Genomic DNA, 17646 nt, shown 5'->3' on the forward strand with positions numbered 1-17646 from the left:
GCATAAATGCCTTATCCGGCCTACAAATCGCGATCCCGTAGGCCCGATAAGCGCAGCGCCATCGGGCATTGGTTTTGCCGTCAGTCTCATAAAGCTCACTTTGTTAACAACGTTAATCAAATTTTAATGCAGTATTAAATGATTAACCGGTAACAAAGTGAGCCGTTATGACTGACAAAACTATTCCGTTCTCGGTGCTGGATCTGGCACCGATCCCTGAAGGATCTTCGGCAAAAGAAGCCTTTACGCACTCGCTTGAACTCGCACGGCTGGCTGAAAAGCGCGGCTATCACCGCTACTGGCTGGCAGAACATCACAACATGACCGGCATCGCCAGCGCCGCAACCTCTGTGCTGATTGGTTATCTGGCTGCCAATACCACCACGCTGCATCTGGGTTCTGGCGGCGTGATGCTGCCCAACCATTCGCCGCTGGTGATCGCCGAGCAGTTCGGTACCCTGAACACGCTGTATCCGGGACGTATCGATCTCGGGCTTGGCCGCGCGCCGGGGAGCGATCAGCCAACGATGCGCGCGCTGCGCCGCCATATGAGTGGCGATATCGATAACTTCCCACGCGACGTAGCAGAACTGGTGGAGTGGTTCGACGCCCACGACCCGAACCCCCATGTACGCCCGGTGCCTGGCTACGGCGAGCAGATCCCGGTCTGGTTATTAGGTTCCAGCTTGTATAGCGCACAGTTGGCGGCGCAGCTTGGCCTGCCGTTTGCCTTCGCCTCGCACTTTGCTCCGGATATGCTGCATCAGGCGCTGCATCTGTATCGTAGCCAGTTCACCCCTTCGGCGCGCCTGGCAAAGCCGTATGCGATGGTGTGCATCAACATTATTGCCGCCGACAGCAATCGCGATGCCGAATTTCTTTTCACCTCAATGCAGCAGGCGTTTATGAAACTGCGTCGTGGCGAAACCGGCCAGCTACCGCCGCCGGTAGAGAATATGCATCAACTGTGGTCCGCTTCTGAACAGTATGGCGTGCAGCAGGCGCTACGCATGTCACTGGTCGGTGATAAGGCGAAAGTGCGGCACGGGCTGGAGGCTATTTTGCGTGAAACCCATGCTGATGAAATTATGGTTAACGGCCAGATTTTTGATCACCAGGCGCGGCTCCACTCATTTGATTTGGCGATGGATGTGAAGCAGGAATTGTTGGGGTAGTGCTATTTGTGCCGGATGGCGGCTGCGCCTTATCCGGCCTACGCAATCTCTGTAGGCCCGGTAAGCGTAGCGCCACCGGGCAATTGTTCTACTGGTACACCGGCAGCAGGTTAACGCTCGACAGAACATGGATAACCGCGTTGCCGACGCCGAAGACCAGAATCAGGGCAATCATCGGTTTACCGCCCCAGACGCGGAATTTCGGGCTGCCGAAACGTTCGCGAGATTTACGTGCCAACAGCGCTGGCACAATGGCAGCCCAGATAGTTGCAGCTAAACCTGCATAGCCAATGGCGTACAGAAAACCGTTCGGCCACAGCAGGCCACCGACAATTGGCGGCACAAACGTCAGCAATGCGGTTTTAAAACGCCCCATTGCGGAGTCATCAAAACCAAATAAATCAGCCAGATAGTCAAACAGGCCCAGCGTCACGCCGAGGAAGGAACTGGCGACCGCAAAGTTGGAGAACACCACCAACAGCAGATCCAGACTACGGCTGTTCAGCACACCGCTCAACGCCTGCACCAGCACATCAATGTTCCCACCCTGCTGCGCAATACCAATAAATTCCGGACGCGGAATATTACCCATCGTTCCCAGCAACCATACGGTATACAGCACCAGCGCCAGCAACGTGCCGTATACCAGGCACTTAACGATGGTCTTCGGATCCTTGCCGTAATACTTCATCAGGCTTGGGACGTTGCCGTGATAACCAAATGAAGCCAGACAGAATGGCAGCGTCATCAGCAGGTACGGCGTATATGAAGCGTTGCTCTGCGCCACGTTAAACAGCGTTGCGGGCTGCACGTGTCCCAGCAGGCTGCCGAAGGTCAGGAAAAAGGTAATGACCTTTGCCCCCAGCACAATCGCCGTCATGCGGCTAACCGCTTTGGTGCTTAACCACACCACAAACGCGACCAGCAGCGCAAAGCCAAGACCTGCCGCGCGCGCCGGAACGTTCAGCGACATCTCGGCAAAGGTGTGATGCAGAATCGAGCCGCTTGCCGAAATATAGGCGTAGGTCAGAATGTAGAGCACAAAGGCAATGGAGATGCCGTTAACAACGTTCCAGCCTTTGCCCAACAGATCTTTGGTAATGGTATCGAAGCTGGAACCAATCCGGTAATTGAGGTTGGCTTCAAGGATCATCAGCCCGGAGTGCAGCATGCAGAACCAGGTGAAGATCAGCGCCGCCATTGACCAGAAGAACCACGCCCCGGACATGACCACCGGCAGAGAGAACATCCCCGCGCCAATAATGGTGCCGCCGATGATCACCACGCCGCCAAGCAGCGAAGGTGACGTTTGGGTGGTGGTTAGTGTTGCCATTTAGCCATCTCTCCAGTCATTTATATTGTGACTACTTATCAATGTGCTGCACTGTACCAGTACACGAGTACAATTGAAATAAAAAAAGCCCCGATTGTTGAGATCGGGGCTGTATACTTTATTTTACGCTTTTAAGCCGTTTTGGCTTATGCGTCACCGCCGAAACGACGACGACCGGCTGAGTCATCACGACGCGGAGCAGAAGAATCGTCACGGCGCGGGCCACGACCACCTTCACGACGTTCGCCGCTGAAACGACGACCATCACCACGACCGCCTTCACGACGCTCACCGCCAAAACCACGGCCTTCACCGCGACCGCCTTCACGACGCTCGCCGCTGAAACGGCCACCGCCACGACGCTCACCACCGGTATGCGGTACTGCATCGCCAACCAGCTGCATGTTCATCGGCTTGTTCAGGATGCGGGTACGAGTAAAGTGCTGCAGCACGTCGCCCGGCATACCTTTCGGCAGTTCGATGGTCGAGTGGGAAGCAAACAGCTTGATGTTACCGATGTAACGGCTGCTGATATCACCTTCGTTAGCAATCGCGCCAACGATATGGCGGACTTCAACACCGTCATCACGACCCACTTCAATGCGGTACAGCTGCATATCGCCAACGTCACGACGTTCACGACGCGGACGGTCTTCACGGTCGCCACGCGGGCCACGATCGTTGCGGTCACGCGGACCACGATCGTCACGGTCGCGGAATTCACGCTTAGGACGCATCGGTGCATCTGGTGGTACGATCAGGCTACGTTCACCCTGAGCCATTTTCAGCAGTGCGGCTGCCAGGGTTTCCATGTCCAGCTCTTCGCCTTCAGCAGTAGGCTGAATCTGCGCCAGCAGAGCACGGTACTGATCCAGATCGCTGCTTTCCAGCTGCTGCTGTACTTTCGCGGCGAATTTTTCCAGACGGCGTTTGCCCAGCAGCTCTGCGTTCGGCAGTTCTACTTCTGGAATAGTCAGCTTCATGGTGCGTTCGATGTTACGCAGCAGACGACGCTCGCGGTTCTCAACGAACAGCAGCGCACGGCCAGCACGACCCGCACGACCGGTACGGCCGATACGGTGAACGTAAGATTCGGAGTCCATCGGGATATCGTAGTTAACGACCAGGCTGATACGCTCAACGTCCAGGCCACGGGCCGCAACGTCGGTTGCAATCAGAATATCCAGACGGCCATCTTTCAGACGCTCCAGAGTCTGCTCACGCAGAGACTGGTTCATGTCGCCGTTCAGCGCAGCGCTGCTATAACCGCTACGCTCCAGCGCTTCTGCCACTTCCAGAGTCGCATTTTTGGTACGGACGAAGATAATCGCCGCATCAAAATCTTCTGCTTCCAGGAAACGCACCAGCGCTTCATTTTTACGCATGCCCCACACAGTCCAGTAGCTCTGGCTGATGTCAGGACGGGTAGTGACGCTGGACTGTATGCGTACTTCCTGCGGCTCTTTCATAAAGCGGCGGGTAATACGACGAATCGCTTCCGGCATGGTGGCAGAGAACAGAGCGGTCTGATGACCTTCCGGGATCTGCGCCATAATGGTTTCAACGTCTTCGATGAAGCCCATACGCAGCATTTCATCAGCTTCGTCCAGTACCAGACCGCTCAGTTTGGAGAGGTCCAGAGTACCGCGCTTCAGGTGATCCAGCAGACGACCCGGCGTACCAACGACGATCTGTGGTCCCTGACGCAGGGCACGTAATTGCACGTCATAACGCTGGCCGCCGTACAGGGCAACCACGTTCACGCCGCGCATGTGTTTAGAGAAATCCGTCATGGCTTCTGCAACCTGAACCGCCAGTTCGCGGGTCGGTGCCAGCACCAGAATCTGAGGTGCCTTCAGCTCAGGATCAAGATTGTTGAGCAGCGGTAAAGAGAACGCTGCCGTTTTGCCGCTACCGGTCTGGGCCATACCCAGAACATCGCGACCGCCCAGCAGATGCGGAATGCACTCTGCCTGGATTGGAGATGGTTTTTCGTAACCCAGATCGCTAAGGGCTTCAAGGATAGGAGCCTTCAGGCCCAGATCTGCAAAAGTGGTTTCGAATTCAGCCATGTAGTACGTGTGCCTCAAAATTAATGGCGGCCAGTCTACATAACTCATCATGAAATTGATCTGCAATTTTCATTGAAAAGTGTGAACCGGCTCAAAGTAGGTGTATTAACGAACAACAACGCCCTCACCCGTGAAGGTGATGGCAATCAAAAAAGATTACGGGCTGATGTGTACGTCAGCTATTGCTGGTCCGATTCTGCCAGGTCATCTTGGTCCTGGCCCAGGAGCGATAATTCCAACAATGCGTATCGGTGCTCAACAAAGTTATGAACGTTGTTAGCCACCGCCAGTTTGAACAATGCCGTAGCGTTGTCCAAATCCCCCAGACTTAGGTAGTACTTACCTAAATAGAAGTTGGTTTCACTGAGATGCTCAGCGAGCGAGGTGTTATCCGTTGCGTCCGCCTTCAGGCGTTCCATCAGCGTTGCTTCGCTAATGTTGCCCAGGTAGAACTCGACAATGTTCCATCCCCATTGCTCTTTATCCGATTTCTCGAAGCGTTGGTTTAACGCTTCTTTAGCCTGCTTCTCATCGAGCTTCTGCTCGGCAAGATAAAGCCACAGACTGCGGAAAGGATCATTGGGATCGTCTTGATAAAACGCCAGCAGATCATCTTGCGCTAACTTATCGCGACCGCCGTAATACAATGCGATACCGCGATTTAAGTACGCGTAGTTGTAAGTTGGATCAAGCTCAAGTACAGAATCAAACGCTTCATAGGCAGCATCAAAATTGCCTGCCTGCGTTAAATATATACCTAAGTAATTGAATACTTCAGGCATATCTGGTCGGATTGCCAGCGCTTGTGAAAAATCATTTCGCGCCAGTGCCCTCAGACCGAGACTATCATACAACACTCCGCGCTCATATAAAAGCTGTGCGCGTTCGTCATCGGTTAAAGCCCGACTGGCAAGAATTTGTTCCATACGTGCCAGAATCACTTCCTGCTGCAAAGTCGGTTGCAATGGTACTGCGAGGACTTCACTCTTACGCCAGGCGGAATTACTACATCCAGCCAGCGTGAGTGCTGTCGCAACGAAACACCAGCGCAAAAAAGGCTTCATTTCCCACTCCCGAAGACAACGATTGAATGAACGTCCAGGTTCCCCGGTTGCTAACAAGGCGTCCTGCCGGGTTAAAGGCCCTCCGTTCTCACGGAGGGCAATGGCAACCTTACTCGCCCTGTTGGCTTACCGGAGCTTCCGGTTCGCCTGCAGGCTGAGACTGCTCAGTTGCTTCTTTAATGCTCAGACGTACACGGCCCTGGCGATCAACTTCCAGAACTTTAACCGGTACTTCCTGGCCCATCTGCAGGTAATCGGTCACTTTCTCAACGCGCTTGTCAGCGATCTGAGAAATGTGTACCAGACCTTCTTTACCGCCACCGATGGCAACGAATGCGCCAAAGTCAACGATACGGGTCACTTTACCCGTGTAGATACGACCTACTTCGATCTCTGCGGTGATCTCTTCGATACGACGGATAGCATATTTCGCTTTCTCGCCGTCGGTCGCAGCGATCTTCACAGTACCGTCATCTTCGATTTCGATAGTAGTGCCAGTTTCTTCGGTCAGGGCGCGGATAACAGAACCGCCTTTACCGATAACGTCTTTAATCTTGTCCGGGCTGATCTTGATGGTGTGGATACGTGGCGCGAATTCAGAGATATCGCCACGCGGCGCGTTAATCGCCTGTTCCATCACACCCAGGATGTGCAGACGCGCACCTTTAGCCTGGTTCAGAGCAACCTGCATGATCTCTTTGGTGATACCTTCAATTTTGATATCCATCTGCAGTGCAGAGATACCGTCGCGGGAACCCGCTACTTTGAAGTCCATATCGCCCAGGTGATCTTCGTCGCCCAGGATGTCAGACAGAACAACATAGTTGTCGCCTTCTTTCACCAGACCCATCGCGATACCCGCAACGGCCGCTTTGATCGGCACGCCTGCGTCCATCAGCGCCAGGGAAGCGCCACATACGGAAGCCATGGAAGAAGAACCGTTAGATTCGGTGATTTCAGAAACCACACGCACGGTGTACGGGAATTTATCCAGTTCCGGCATCACTGCCAGCACGCCACGCTTCGCCAGGCGACCGTGACCAATTTCACGACGCTTCGGAGAACCGACCATACCGGTTTCACCTACGCAGTACGGAGGGAAGTTGTAGTGGAACAGGAAGTTGTCAGTACGCTCGCCCATCAGTTCGTCGAGGTTCTGCGCATCACGGGTGGTGCCCAGGGTCGCAGTGACCAGCGCCTGAGTTTCGCCACGGGTGAACAGCGCGGAGCCGTGGGTACGCGGCAGAACGCCAGTACGCACGTCCAGACCACGAATCATGTCTTTTTCACGGCCATCGATACGCGGCTCGCCTGCCAGTACGCGGCTACGAACAACGTTTTTCTCAATGGCGTGCAGGATTTCGCCCAGTTCGTTGGCGTCCAGGGTTTCATCTTCTGCCGTAAGCTGAGCGATGGTTTCAGATTTGATCACGTCAACCTGAGCGTAACGCTCTTGTTTGTCGGTGATACGGTAAGCATCGCTCAGGCGAGCTTCTGCCAGTGCGGCAACGCGCGCGTTCAGTGCTTCGTTGACGGCTTCTGGCTGCCAGTCCCAACGCGGTTTGCCGGCTTCTTTCGCCAGCTCATTGATCGCCTGAATAACAACCTGCTGCTGTTCGTGACCGAATACTACAGCGCCCAGCATCTGGTCTTCGCTCAGCAGTTCAGCTTCGGATTCAACCATCAGTACGGCACCTTCGGTACCGGCAACAACCAGATCCAGCTTGCTTTCTTTCAGTTCGTCCTGAGTCGGGTTCAGTACGTACTGGTCATTGATATAACCAACACGCGCAGCACCGATCGGGCCGTTGAATGGGATGCCAGACAGCGTCAGCGCAGCGGATGCGCCAATCATTGCCACGATATCCGGGTTAACCTGCGGGTTAACGGACACAACGGTCGCGATAACCTGAACTTCGTTAACGAACCCTTCCGGGAACAGCGGGCGAACCGGGCGGTCAATCAGACGCGCGATCAGGGTTTCACCTTCGCTCGGACGGCCTTCACGACGGAAGAAGCTACCCGGGATACGGCCAGCAGCGTAGGTACGCTCCTGATAGTTAACGGTCAGTGGGAAAAAGTCCTGGCCTGGTTTCGCTTTTTTCTGGCCGACAACGGTAACGAATACCGCAGTGTCATCCATGCTAACCATAACAGCGGCAGTCGCCTGACGCGCCATCATGCCGGTTTCCAGCGTAACGGTATGCTGACCGTACTGGAATTTACGAACGATCGGATTAAGCAAAATAATATCCTTTCTCTATTTTTTGACGGCACATTTTTGCGCCATCGTTAATACCCGATCTTCTGCGCATCCTCGCGACTAATGACAACCCTAACCCATACGCATGAGTAAAGCCTCTCATTAGCCGCGCGAACCTCTGCAACGGAAGATCATTCATAGCAACAATACATTAGTTTCCAGCGAATTGCTGCCATCTGCTGGAAAAAAGGGGCCATGAAGGCCCCCTCTTTCTGAAACTCGAAAGAATTAGCGACGCAGACCCAGACGCTCGATCAGCGCGGTGTAGCGTGCAACATCTTTACGTTTCAGGTAGTCGAGCAGTTTACGACGCTGAGAAACCATGCGCAGCAGACCACGACGGCTGTGGTGATCTTTTTTGTGCTCTGCAAAGTGGCCCTGCAGGTGGTTAATCTGTGCAGTCAACAGAGCAACCTGAACATCGGTAGAACCGGTGTCGTTTGCATCACGACCAAACTCAGAAACGATTTTAGCGGTAGCTTCAGTACTTAGAGACATTTTAAAACTCCAAAGTGTTAAGAATGAAAGGATGCCGATCTCTAATTCAGCTATCCCAGTGTATACACTTTATCCTTCAAACTGACTCTGCGTTGGCTGCGTCCGCTCACCTCAGTCACTTACCTAAGTAAGCTCCTGAGGATTCTCAGACTTGCCGCCTTGATGCAGCTCGAATGATTTTGTGTATACGCCACGCAGATTGTTAAACAATTCACGCGACGTTAAGCGGCAGTATTCTACTCGCAGCGCCCTTTTATCGCAAGACAGAGAGCGCTATGCAGGATACTCAACCACCAGGCGACGGGGGGCGACACGACCTTCATCGTCGATCTCCCCCATGCCGATAAATTTGCCGTCATCGCCTTCCGTCACACGCACCAGGCCTTCCAGCGGGACACCTGTCGTACGTACCGGGTTACCATTTTTAAAGTAAACCGACGATGTTAAAGGCAAATTAACAACAGGATAGTCCGATGCTGGACTGTCCATTGGCATCAGCAAGGGATCAAGCAACTGAGCGGCCGGAATGTTCTGCTGCTCAGCCTGTTCAACCAGCTCGCGCAAGTGTTCCAGCGTCACCATACGATCCACCGGATACTTGCTGACCGTCAGACGACGCAGGTACGTTACGTGCGCACCACAGCCGAGCTTCTCGCCCAGATCGTCGATAATAGTGCGAATATAGGTGCCTTTGGAGCAGTGAACTTCCAGCTCCAGCTCGTTACCTTCATGGCGAATAAACAGCAGCTCATAGACGGTAATCGGGCGCGCTTCACGCGGCACTTCAATGCCCTGACGCGCATATTCGTATAGCTTTTTACCCTGATATTTCAGCGCCGAATACATTGACGGAATCTGCTCGATATCGCCGCGGAAAGTCTCCAGTGCGCTCGCAAGTTGCTCTGCGCTGAAGATTACCGGACGTTCCTGCACGATTTGCCCGTCAGCATCGGAGGTGTCAGTACGTTGCCCCAGGCGGGCTACTACGCGATAGCGTTTGTCAGAATCCAGCAAATACTGTGAAAACTTCGTCGCTTCGCCGAGGCAGATAGGCAGCATGCCCGTCGCCAGCGGATCCAGCGCGCCGGTATGACCCGCACGGTTGGCATTGTAGATGCGCTTTACTTTTTGCAGTACGTCATTGCTGGACATGCCCTGCGGCTTATCCAGCAGCAGGACACCGTGAATGTCGCGACCACGACGACGAGGACGACTCATCAGTCCTCCTTGCTGTCGTCCGCTGGGTTTACACGACGTTCATCGTCATGTTTCACCACGCTGGTCACCAGGTTAGACATACGCATCCCTTCAACCAACGAGTTGTCGTAGAAGAAGGTCAGTTCAGGCACGATACGCAGACGCATCGCTTTCCCCAGCAGGGAGCGGATAAAACCAGAGGCTTCCTGCAGGGCCTTAATGCCGTTTTTCACAGCCGCTTCGTCCTGGTCGTTAAGGAAAGTCACGAATACTTTGGCATACGCCAGGTCACGGGACATCTCAACACCAGATACGGTAGTCATCATGCCTACGCGCGGATCTTTGATTTCGCGTTGCAAGATGAGTGCGATTTCTTTCTGCATCTCCTGCGCCACACGCTGCGGGCGACCAAATTCTTTCGCCATAATAAATTCTCCAGAATAATGACAAAAAAGGGGCCATAAGCCCCTTTTTAAATTTCTTGCCGGGTGGCGCTTCGCTTACCCGGCCTACGCCTAATCATCTTCTAAGGATTTTGGATTGCAACAAGGCGGCAAGCTCGTAAATCCCCGGGAGCATAGATAACTATGTGACCGGGGTGAGCGAGCGCAGCCAACGCCGTTGCGGTCCAAAAGACGACGAAGATTATGCGATGGTACGTTTGATCTCGATAATCTCGAACACTTCGATCATATCGCCAACGCGAACGTCGTTGTAGTTCTTAACGCCGATACCACATTCCATACCGTTACGGACTTCGTTAACGTCATCTTTGAAGCGGCGCAGGGATTCCAGCTCGCCTTCATAGATAACCACGTTGTCGCGCAGGACGCGGATTGGGTTGTGACGCTTGATAGTACCTTCGGTAACCATACAGCCCGCGATCGCGCCAAATTTCGGTGATTTAAACACATCGCGCACTTCAGCCAGACCAATGATCTGCTGTTTCAGTTCCGGAGACAGCATACCGCTCATCGCCGCTTTCACTTCGTCGATCAGATGATAGATGACGGAGTAGTAACGCAGATCCAAACTTTCAGATTCGATCACTTTACGCGCAGAAGCATCAGCACGGACGTTGAAGCCAACCAGAATCGCGTTGGACGCCGCAGCCAGGGTCGCGTCGGTTTCAGTGATACCACCTACGCCGGAACCGATGATCTTCACTTTCACTTCGTCGGTAGACAGTTTCAGTAAGGAGTCGGAGATCGCTTCTACAGAACCCTGTACGTCAGCTTTCAGTACGACGTTCACTTCGTGAACTTCGCCATCGGTCATGTTGGCGAACATGTTCTCAAGTTTAGATTTCTGCTGACGAGCCAGTTTAACTTCACGGAATTTGCCCTGACGATACAGTGCAACTTCACGGGCTTTCTTCTCGTCACGCACCACGGTCACTTCGTCACCGGCAGCCGGAACACCGGACAGACCGAGGATTTCCACCGGAATGGACGGACCTGCTTCCAGAACTTCCTGACCCAGTTCGTTACGCATCGCACGCACGCGGCCGTATTCGAAGCCACACAGTACGATGTCGCCTTTATGCAGCGTACCTTCACGCACCAGGACGGTAGCAACCGGACCACGACCTTTATCCAGGAAGGATTCGATTACCGCGCCGCTCGCCATACCTTTACGAACAGCTTTCAGCTCCAGAACTTCGGCCTGCAGCAGGATCGCATCCAGCAGTTCGTCGATACCGGTACCGGCTTTCGCAGAAACGTGGACGAACTGGCTTTCGCCGCCCCACTCTTCCGGCATGATGCCGTACTGGGACAGTTCGTTTTTAACGCGATCCGGATCCGCTTCTGGTTTATCGATTTTGTTGACTGCAACCACCACCGGCACACCTGCCGCTTTCGCGTGCTGGATAGCTTCGATGGTCTGCGGCATCACGCCGTCGTCTGCTGCAACAACCAGAACCACGATATCCGTTGCCTGAGCACCACGAGCACGCATAGAGGTAAACGCGGCGTGACCCGGAGTATCCAGGAAGGTGATCATACCGTTGTCAGTTTCAACGTGGTACGCACCGATGTGCTGAGTAATGCCGCCCGCTTCGCCAGAAGCCACTTTCGTAGAACGAATGTAGTCCAGCAGGGAAGTTTTACCGTGGTCAACGTGACCCATGATGGTTACAACCGGTGCGCGCGGTTCAGCCGCAGCGCCGGTGTCACGGTCGCTCATTACTGCTTCTTCCAGCTCGTTTTCACGACGCAGGATAACTTTGTGGCCCATCTCTTCGGCAACCAGTTGTGCGGTTTCCTGGTCGATGACCTGGTTGATGGTCGCCATTGCGCCCAGTTTCATCATCGCTTTGATGACCTGAGAGCCTTTAACCGCCATCTTGTTAGCCAGTTCGCCAACGGTGATGGTTTCGCCGATCACAACGTCACGGTTAACGGCCTGAGCTGGCTTCTGGAAGCCCTGCTGCAGAGCGGAACCTTTACGCTGTTTACCGCCTTTACCACCACGAACTGCGGCGCGCGCTTCTTCACGGTCGGCTTTCGATTCAGCGTGTTTGTTGCCTTTCTTCGCCGGACGCGCGGCTTTCGCGCTGCGAGTACGACCACGGCCGCCTTCAACTTCACGATCGTTTTCGTCTTCTGCCTGGCGAGCGTGCTGAGAAGTCGTGACGTGATAATCGCTGGTATCTTCAACAGGTTCAGCGTTATCCACACCATTTTTCTCGTTTTCTTCCGCCATACGGCGAGCTTCTTCCGCTACGCGGCGAGCTTCTTCTTCAAGCTTGCGACGTGCTTCTTCTTCCGCTTTACGTTTCAGTTCTGCGGCTTCATTTTCACGGCGGGCTTTTTCGGCCTGGGCGGTTTTAGTCATATCGTCGGTCTGTTGATTGCTCACTTTGTCTTTTTCCGCAGCTTCACGTTTCGCTTTATCAGCGGCTTCACGCTTAGCTTGTTCTGCGGCCTCACGTTCGGCTTTTTGTTGCGCCTCGCGTTTGGCAGCTTCTTCTGCCTCACGACGGGCTTGCTCTTCCGCTTCACGCTGCGCCTGCTCTTCCGCGGCCAGGCGTTCAGCCTCTTGCGGATCGCGTTTCACAAAGGTGCGTGTCTTGCGGACTTCGATTTGTACCGATTTGCTTTTCCCACCGGTACCTGGAATATTGAGAGTACTGCGCGTTTTACGCTGCAATGTCAACTTATCCGGCGCTGAGCCGTTCTCACGGTTCAGATGCGCCAGTAAGGTTTGTTTCTCTTGTGCGGACACAGAGTCATCAGCAGACTTCCGGATACCTGCATCAGCAAATTGCTGTACCAGGCGATCCACGGAGGTCTGTATCTCTGCAGCCAGCGTTTTTACGGTTACATCTGTCATACTGTTCCTTCCTGCTACAGTTTATTACGCTTCGTCACCGAACCAGCAAATATTACGGGCAGCCATAATCAGCTCACCGGCTTTTTCGTCGGTCAACCCTTCGATATCAGCCAGATCATCAATGCCCTGTTCGGCGAGATCTTCCAGCGTACAAACACCACGGGCAGCCAGTTTGAAGGCCATATCGCGATCCAATCCTTCCAGATTCAGCAGATCGTCAGCCGGTTTGTTATCACCGAGGCTTTCTTCCTGGGCCAGTGCCAGAGTGGTCAGTGCGTTTTTAGCACGCTCGCGCAGCGCTTCAACGGTCGGTTCATCAAGGCCGTCAATTTCCAGCAGTTCTTTCATTGGCACGTAGGCCAGTTCTTCCAGCGTCGCAAAACCTTCTTCCACCAGAACTGTCGCGAAATCTTCATCGATATCGAGATATTTGGTGAAGGTATCGATGGCGGCATGTGCTTCAGCCTGATGCTTCGCCTGCAGGTCATCAACGGTCATTACGTTGAGTTCCCAACCGCTCAGTTGTGAAGCCAGGCGGACGTTCTGACCGTTACGTCCAATCGCCTGAGCCAGGTTACCGGCTTCAACCGCGATATCCATGGTGTGTTTGTCTTCATCCACCACGATAGAAGCGACATCTGCTGGCGCCATTGCGTTAATCACGAACTGCGCCGGGTTATCATCCCACAGGACGATATCGATACGCTCGCCGCCCAGTTCGGTAGAGACCGCCTGAACGCGCGCACCGCGCATACCCACACACGCGCCCACCGGATCAATACGCTTATCGTTGGTCTTAACGGCGATTTTCGCACGAGAGCCCGGATCGCGAGCAGCCGCTTTAATTTCAATCACTTCTTCGCCAATTTCTGGCACTTCAATGCGGAACAGTTCAACCAGCATTTCCGGTTTGGAACGGGTGACGAACAGTTGCGCGCCGCGCGCTTCCGGGCGCACAGAGTACAGAACGCCACGAATACGGTCGCCAGGGCGGAAGTTTTCACGCGGCAGCATGTCTTCGCGCAGGATCACGGCTTCAGCATTGCTGCCCAGATCCAGGGAAATGTTGTCACGGTTAACTTTTTTCACCACACCCGTAACGATTTCGCCTTCGTGTTCGCGGAATTGATCAACAACCATTGCGCGTTCAGCTTCACGTACTTTCTGTACGATAACCTGTTTCGCAGTCTGGGTGGTGATACGGTCAAAGGTGACAGATTCAATCTGATCTTCAACATAGTCGCCCACGTTCAGGCTTTCGTCTTCGAAGCGTGCCGCTTCCAGCGTAATTTCTTTGGTTGGCTGGGTAACTTCTTCTACGATTACCCAACGACGGAAGGTATCGAAATCACCGCTTTTACGATCAATTTCTACGCGGACGTCGATCTCTTGCTCATATTTTTTCTTTGTTGCTGTAGCCAGCGCACTTTCCAGCGCTTCAAAAATTTTCTCGCGTGGCAGCGCTTTTTCGTTGGATACGGCTTCAACAACAGCCAAAATTTCTTTGTTCATCGCGGGCTTTTCACCTCAATCCAGACTGTTAAAAGTGGGGAACCAGGTTCGCCTTCTGGATATTACTCAGCGCGAACACTTCATCTTTACCTTCGACTGTGACCGTGATCATCTCACCGTCCACCGCTTTGATAACGCCCTGCCATTTACGACGGTTTTGAACCGCCATACGAAGAACCAGCGTGACTTCTTCCCCCAGGAAACGCACGTAGTGTTCAGCAGTGAACAGAGGACGGTCGAGACCCGGCGAGGAAACTTCCAGGTTATAGGCAACGGTGATTGGGTCTTCGACATCCATCACGGCGCTTACCTGATGGCTCACATCAGCACAATCATCAACATTGATGCCATCTTCACTATCAATATAGATGCGCAGTGTGGATGTGCGACCGCGAATAAATTCGATGCCGACCAGTTCGTAGCCCAGGGCTTCAACCGGGGCTGTAATCATCTCTGTTAATTTTTGCTCTAATGTGGACAAGCCCACCCCCAAGACATAAAAAAAGGGCCTAAAGCCCAGTTATTCTGTAGTCAGATAACAAAAAACCCCGATAAATCGGGGCTTTAGATAACTGAACCCTATAACCGCACCTGCGGTTCGGAGAACCTTCCGAAAGAATTTTTTTCAAATCCAGCTACGAAGGCCTAAGTCTTCACAGTATATTTGAAAAAGAACTCTAAGGGAAAGTGGTTGCGGGGGCCGGATTTGAACCGACGACCTTCGGGTTATGAGCCCGACGAGCTACCAGGCTGCTCCACCCCGCGCCTGAAACGTGGCAAATTTTACTCGTTTTGGGTAAAAAATGCAAATACTGCTGGGATTTGGTACCGAGGACGGGACGTAAAATCTGCGCACAGTATATTGATACTCTATGTGTTATGTCAACCTTGTTACCACTATGCAAATCAATGAATGCTGACCAGCGGGTGGTAATCAAGATAAATGTACCGGCCGCGCCGTTATTTAACGAAATTATCACTAAACTCTTCCTGTCATCCAGAAAAGATGATTAAATGAAAACTCATTTATTTTGCATAAAAATGCATTTAGTATAATAAGCCGACCTCTTCACCAGTCTATCAAGCAGGGTTTTATTTTATGACGACGATTCTCAAGCATCTCCCGGTAGGTCAACGTATTGGTATCGCTTTTTCCGGCGGCCTGGACACCAGTGCAGCACTGCTGTGGATGCGACAAAAAGGGGCTGTCCCATATGCATATACTGCGAATTTGGGCCAGCCGGATGAGGATGACTATGACGCCATTCCTCGCCGCGCAATGGAATATGGTGCTGAGAATGCTCGCCTGGTAGATTGCCGTAAGCAACTGGTTGCCGAAGGGATCGCAGCCATTCAGTGCGGCGCCTTCCACAACACTACTGGCGGACTAACCTATTTTAATACCACCCCACTGGGCCGTGCAGTCACCGGCACCATGCTGGTTGCCGCCATGAAAGAAGATGGCGTGAATATCTGGGGTGACGGCAGCACCTATAAAGGTAACGATATTGAACGTTTCTATCGTTACGGCCTGTTGACCAACGCGGAACTGCAGATTTACAAACCATGGCTGGATACCGATTTTATCGATGAACTGGGTGGTCGCCATGAGATGTCCGAATTTATGATCGCCTGCGGTTTCGACTACAAAATGTCTGTCGAGAAAGCGTACTCCACTGACTCCAATATGCTCGGCGCGACCCACGAAGCGAAAGACCTGGAATTCCTGAATTCCAGCGTCAAAATCGTCAACCCGATTATGGGCGTGAAGTTCTGGGATGAGAGCGTGAAGATCCCGGCAGAAGAAGTGACCGTACGCTTTGAACAGGGTCATCCTGTAGCGCTAAACGGTAAAACCTTCAGCGACGACGTTGAGATGATGCTGGAAGCCAACCGCATCGGCGGTCGTCACGGTCTGGGCATGAGCGATCAGATTGAAAACCGTATTATTGAAGCTAAGAGCCGTGGTATCTATGAAGCCCCTGGGATGGCGCTGCTGCACATCGCTTACGAGCGTCTGCTGACCGGTATCCATAACGAAGACACCATTGAGCAATATCACTCTCATGGCCGTCAGTTGGGCAAACTACTGTACCAGGGCCGCTGGTTCGACTCGCAGGCGTTGATGCTGCGTGATGGTCTGCAGCGTTGGGTCGCCAGCCAGATTACCGGCGAAGTGACGCTGGAGCTGCGCCGCGGCAACGACTACTCCATCCTCAATACCGTGTCTGATAATCTGACTTACAAGCCAGAACGTCTGACCATGGAGAAAGGCGAGTCAGTATTCTCACCTGACGATCGTATCGGCCAGCTGACAATGCGTAATCTGGACATCACCGATACCCGCGAGAAGCTGTTCGGCTACGCGAAAGCCGGTCTGTTGACCGCCTCTTCAACGACCGGCCTGCCGCAGGTTGAGAATCTGGAAAACAAAGCGAAGTAACGACTCATCATTTTAAGGCCGCGAAAGCGGCCTTTTTTTATGCGCGGAATATGAGGTGTCTGTAGGCCTGATAAACGTAGCGCCATCAGGCGTTGCAATAATGTCGGATGGCGGCGTAAACGCCTTATCCGACCTACAGACAGCCACGAGTAACAGACGAAAAAAAAGACGCTTTGCAGCGTCTTTTTTCTGGAATTTGGTACCGAGGATGGGACTCGAACCCACAAGCCCGTTAGGGCACTACCACCTCAAGGTAGCGTGTCTACCAATTCCACCACCTCGGTACAGAATACTTAGTGTGGGATATCGCTGGTCGGCTGAGCCGGAGCAGCTGGCTGAGTTTGCTCGGTTTTCGCCGGTGCGCTCAGATTTTCCCACTCACTTCCTTTATTGGTCTTATTGCTGTTCATGTTACCCAGCACCAGACTGATGATGAAGAACAAGGTTCCCAATACAGCTGTCATACGGGTCATGAAGTTACCAGAACCACTTGAACCAAACAGAGTACCAGAAGCGCCTGCGCCAAAAGAGGCTCCCATATCAGCGCCTTTACCTTGCTGCAGCATGATCAAGCCTACCAGGCCAATTGCCACAATAAGGAAAACTACTAAAAGAGCTTCGTGCATAATCAACCTGTTCCTTGCGGAGTTGCCGCGTACAATGCTTCGACCATTAAAGCGGGAATATTTACTGTTTCCCACTGAAGCGGGTGTGAATACTAACCAAAGCGAATCACCTTCGCAAGGGCATTTT

At 53.1% G+C, this 17646-nt stretch carries 14 protein-coding genes and 2 tRNA genes; 2 read left to right on the forward strand and 14 right to left on the reverse strand.

Annotation, left to right across the window (positions count from 1 at the left end):
• The first annotated feature begins 167 nt into the window (after positions 1 to 167).
• Positions 168 to 1175 carry a luciferase-like monooxygenase gene (locus FOB24_RS22165; RefSeq protein WP_150345476.1) on the forward strand — a complete coding sequence of 336 codons (1008 nt, stop codon included), beginning with the start codon at positions 168 to 170 and terminating at the stop codon, positions 1173 to 1175.
• An 88-nt stretch (positions 1176 to 1263) separates the two neighbouring features.
• On the opposite strand, the gene mtr is transcribed toward FOB24_RS22165, so the two are convergent.
• The 12 genes from mtr to FOB24_RS22225 form a co-directional block, all read right to left on the reverse strand.
• Positions 1264 to 2508, reverse strand: a complete 1245-nt coding sequence (gene mtr, locus FOB24_RS22170; protein WP_038634179.1) for a tryptophan permease — start codon at positions 2506 to 2508, stop codon at positions 1264 to 1266.
• Positions 2509 to 2654: 146 nt separating this feature from the next.
• Positions 2655 to 4580, reverse strand: coding sequence for an ATP-dependent RNA helicase DeaD (gene deaD, locus FOB24_RS22175; protein ID WP_150345477.1), 1926 nt, complete (start codon positions 4578 to 4580; stop codon positions 2655 to 2657).
• Positions 4573 to 4653 carry a protein YrbN gene (gene yrbN / locus FOB24_RS22180; RefSeq protein WP_010723222.1) on the reverse strand — a complete coding sequence of 27 codons (81 nt, stop codon included), beginning with the start codon at positions 4651 to 4653 and terminating at the stop codon, positions 4573 to 4575. Before yrbN ends, deaD begins: the two co-directional genes overlap by 8 nt.
• A 106-nt stretch (positions 4654 to 4759) precedes the next feature.
• A complete protein-coding gene (nlpI, locus tag FOB24_RS22185; protein WP_038634184.1) occupies positions 4760 to 5644 on the reverse strand; it encodes a lipoprotein NlpI in 885 nt (294 codons plus the stop codon).
• Positions 5645 to 5753: 109 nt separating this feature from the next.
• A complete protein-coding gene (pnp, locus tag FOB24_RS22190; RefSeq protein ID WP_038634187.1) occupies positions 5754 to 7889 on the reverse strand; it encodes a polyribonucleotide nucleotidyltransferase in 2136 nt (711 codons plus the stop codon).
• Positions 7890 to 8135: 246 nt separating this feature from the next.
• Positions 8136 to 8405, reverse strand: coding sequence for a 30S ribosomal protein S15 (rpsO, locus tag FOB24_RS22195; protein WP_000059465.1), 270 nt, complete (start codon positions 8403 to 8405; stop codon positions 8136 to 8138).
• A 273-nt stretch (positions 8406 to 8678) separates the two neighbouring features.
• The gene (gene truB / locus FOB24_RS22200) at positions 8679 to 9623 is read right to left on the reverse strand and encodes a tRNA pseudouridine(55) synthase TruB (RefSeq protein ID WP_121529596.1); all 945 of its coding nucleotides are present in this window, start codon (positions 9621 to 9623) and stop codon (positions 8679 to 8681) included.
• Positions 9623 to 10027, reverse strand: a complete 405-nt coding sequence (gene rbfA / locus FOB24_RS22205; protein ID WP_003024988.1) for a 30S ribosome-binding factor RbfA — start codon at positions 10025 to 10027, stop codon at positions 9623 to 9625. The genes truB and rbfA overlap by 1 nt, the downstream gene beginning before the upstream one ends.
• 220 nt (positions 10028 to 10247) lie before the next feature.
• Complete coding sequence (gene infB, locus FOB24_RS22210) at positions 10248 to 12938, reverse strand: translation initiation factor IF-2 (RefSeq protein WP_038634196.1); 2691 nt, start codon at positions 12936 to 12938, stop codon at positions 10248 to 10250.
• Positions 12939 to 12962: 24 nt separating this feature from the next.
• Positions 12963 to 14450 carry a transcription termination factor NusA gene (nusA, locus tag FOB24_RS22215; RefSeq protein WP_038634199.1) on the reverse strand — a complete coding sequence of 496 codons (1488 nt, stop codon included), beginning with the start codon at positions 14448 to 14450 and terminating at the stop codon, positions 12963 to 12965.
• Positions 14451 to 14478: 28 nt separating this feature from the next.
• The gene (rimP, locus tag FOB24_RS22220) at positions 14479 to 14931 is read right to left on the reverse strand and encodes a ribosome maturation factor RimP (protein ID WP_003024996.1); all 453 of its coding nucleotides are present in this window, start codon (positions 14929 to 14931) and stop codon (positions 14479 to 14481) included.
• A 207-nt stretch (positions 14932 to 15138) separates the two neighbouring features.
• Positions 15139 to 15215: transfer RNA gene (locus FOB24_RS22225), tRNA-Met, on the reverse strand.
• Between the two features lie 334 nt (positions 15216 to 15549).
• Between FOB24_RS22225 and argG the strand changes: the two genes are divergently transcribed.
• Positions 15550 to 16893, forward strand: coding sequence for an argininosuccinate synthase (gene argG, locus FOB24_RS22230; RefSeq protein WP_006687887.1), 1344 nt, complete (start codon positions 15550 to 15552; stop codon positions 16891 to 16893).
• 197 nt (positions 16894 to 17090) lie between these two features.
• Here the strand turns inward: argG and FOB24_RS22240 are convergent.
• Both FOB24_RS22240 and secG read right to left on the reverse strand, forming a co-directional pair.
• Positions 17091 to 17177: transfer RNA gene (locus tag FOB24_RS22240), tRNA-Leu, on the reverse strand.
• Between the two features lie 9 nt (positions 17178 to 17186).
• A complete protein-coding gene (secG, locus tag FOB24_RS22245; RefSeq protein ID WP_006687886.1) occupies positions 17187 to 17519 on the reverse strand; it encodes a preprotein translocase subunit SecG in 333 nt (110 codons plus the stop codon).
• Between the last annotated feature and the right edge of the window lie 127 nt (positions 17520 to 17646).

The organism is Citrobacter werkmanii, from assembly GCF_008693645.1.
Taxonomy (GTDB): domain Bacteria; phylum Pseudomonadota; class Gammaproteobacteria; order Enterobacterales; family Enterobacteriaceae; genus Citrobacter; species Citrobacter werkmanii.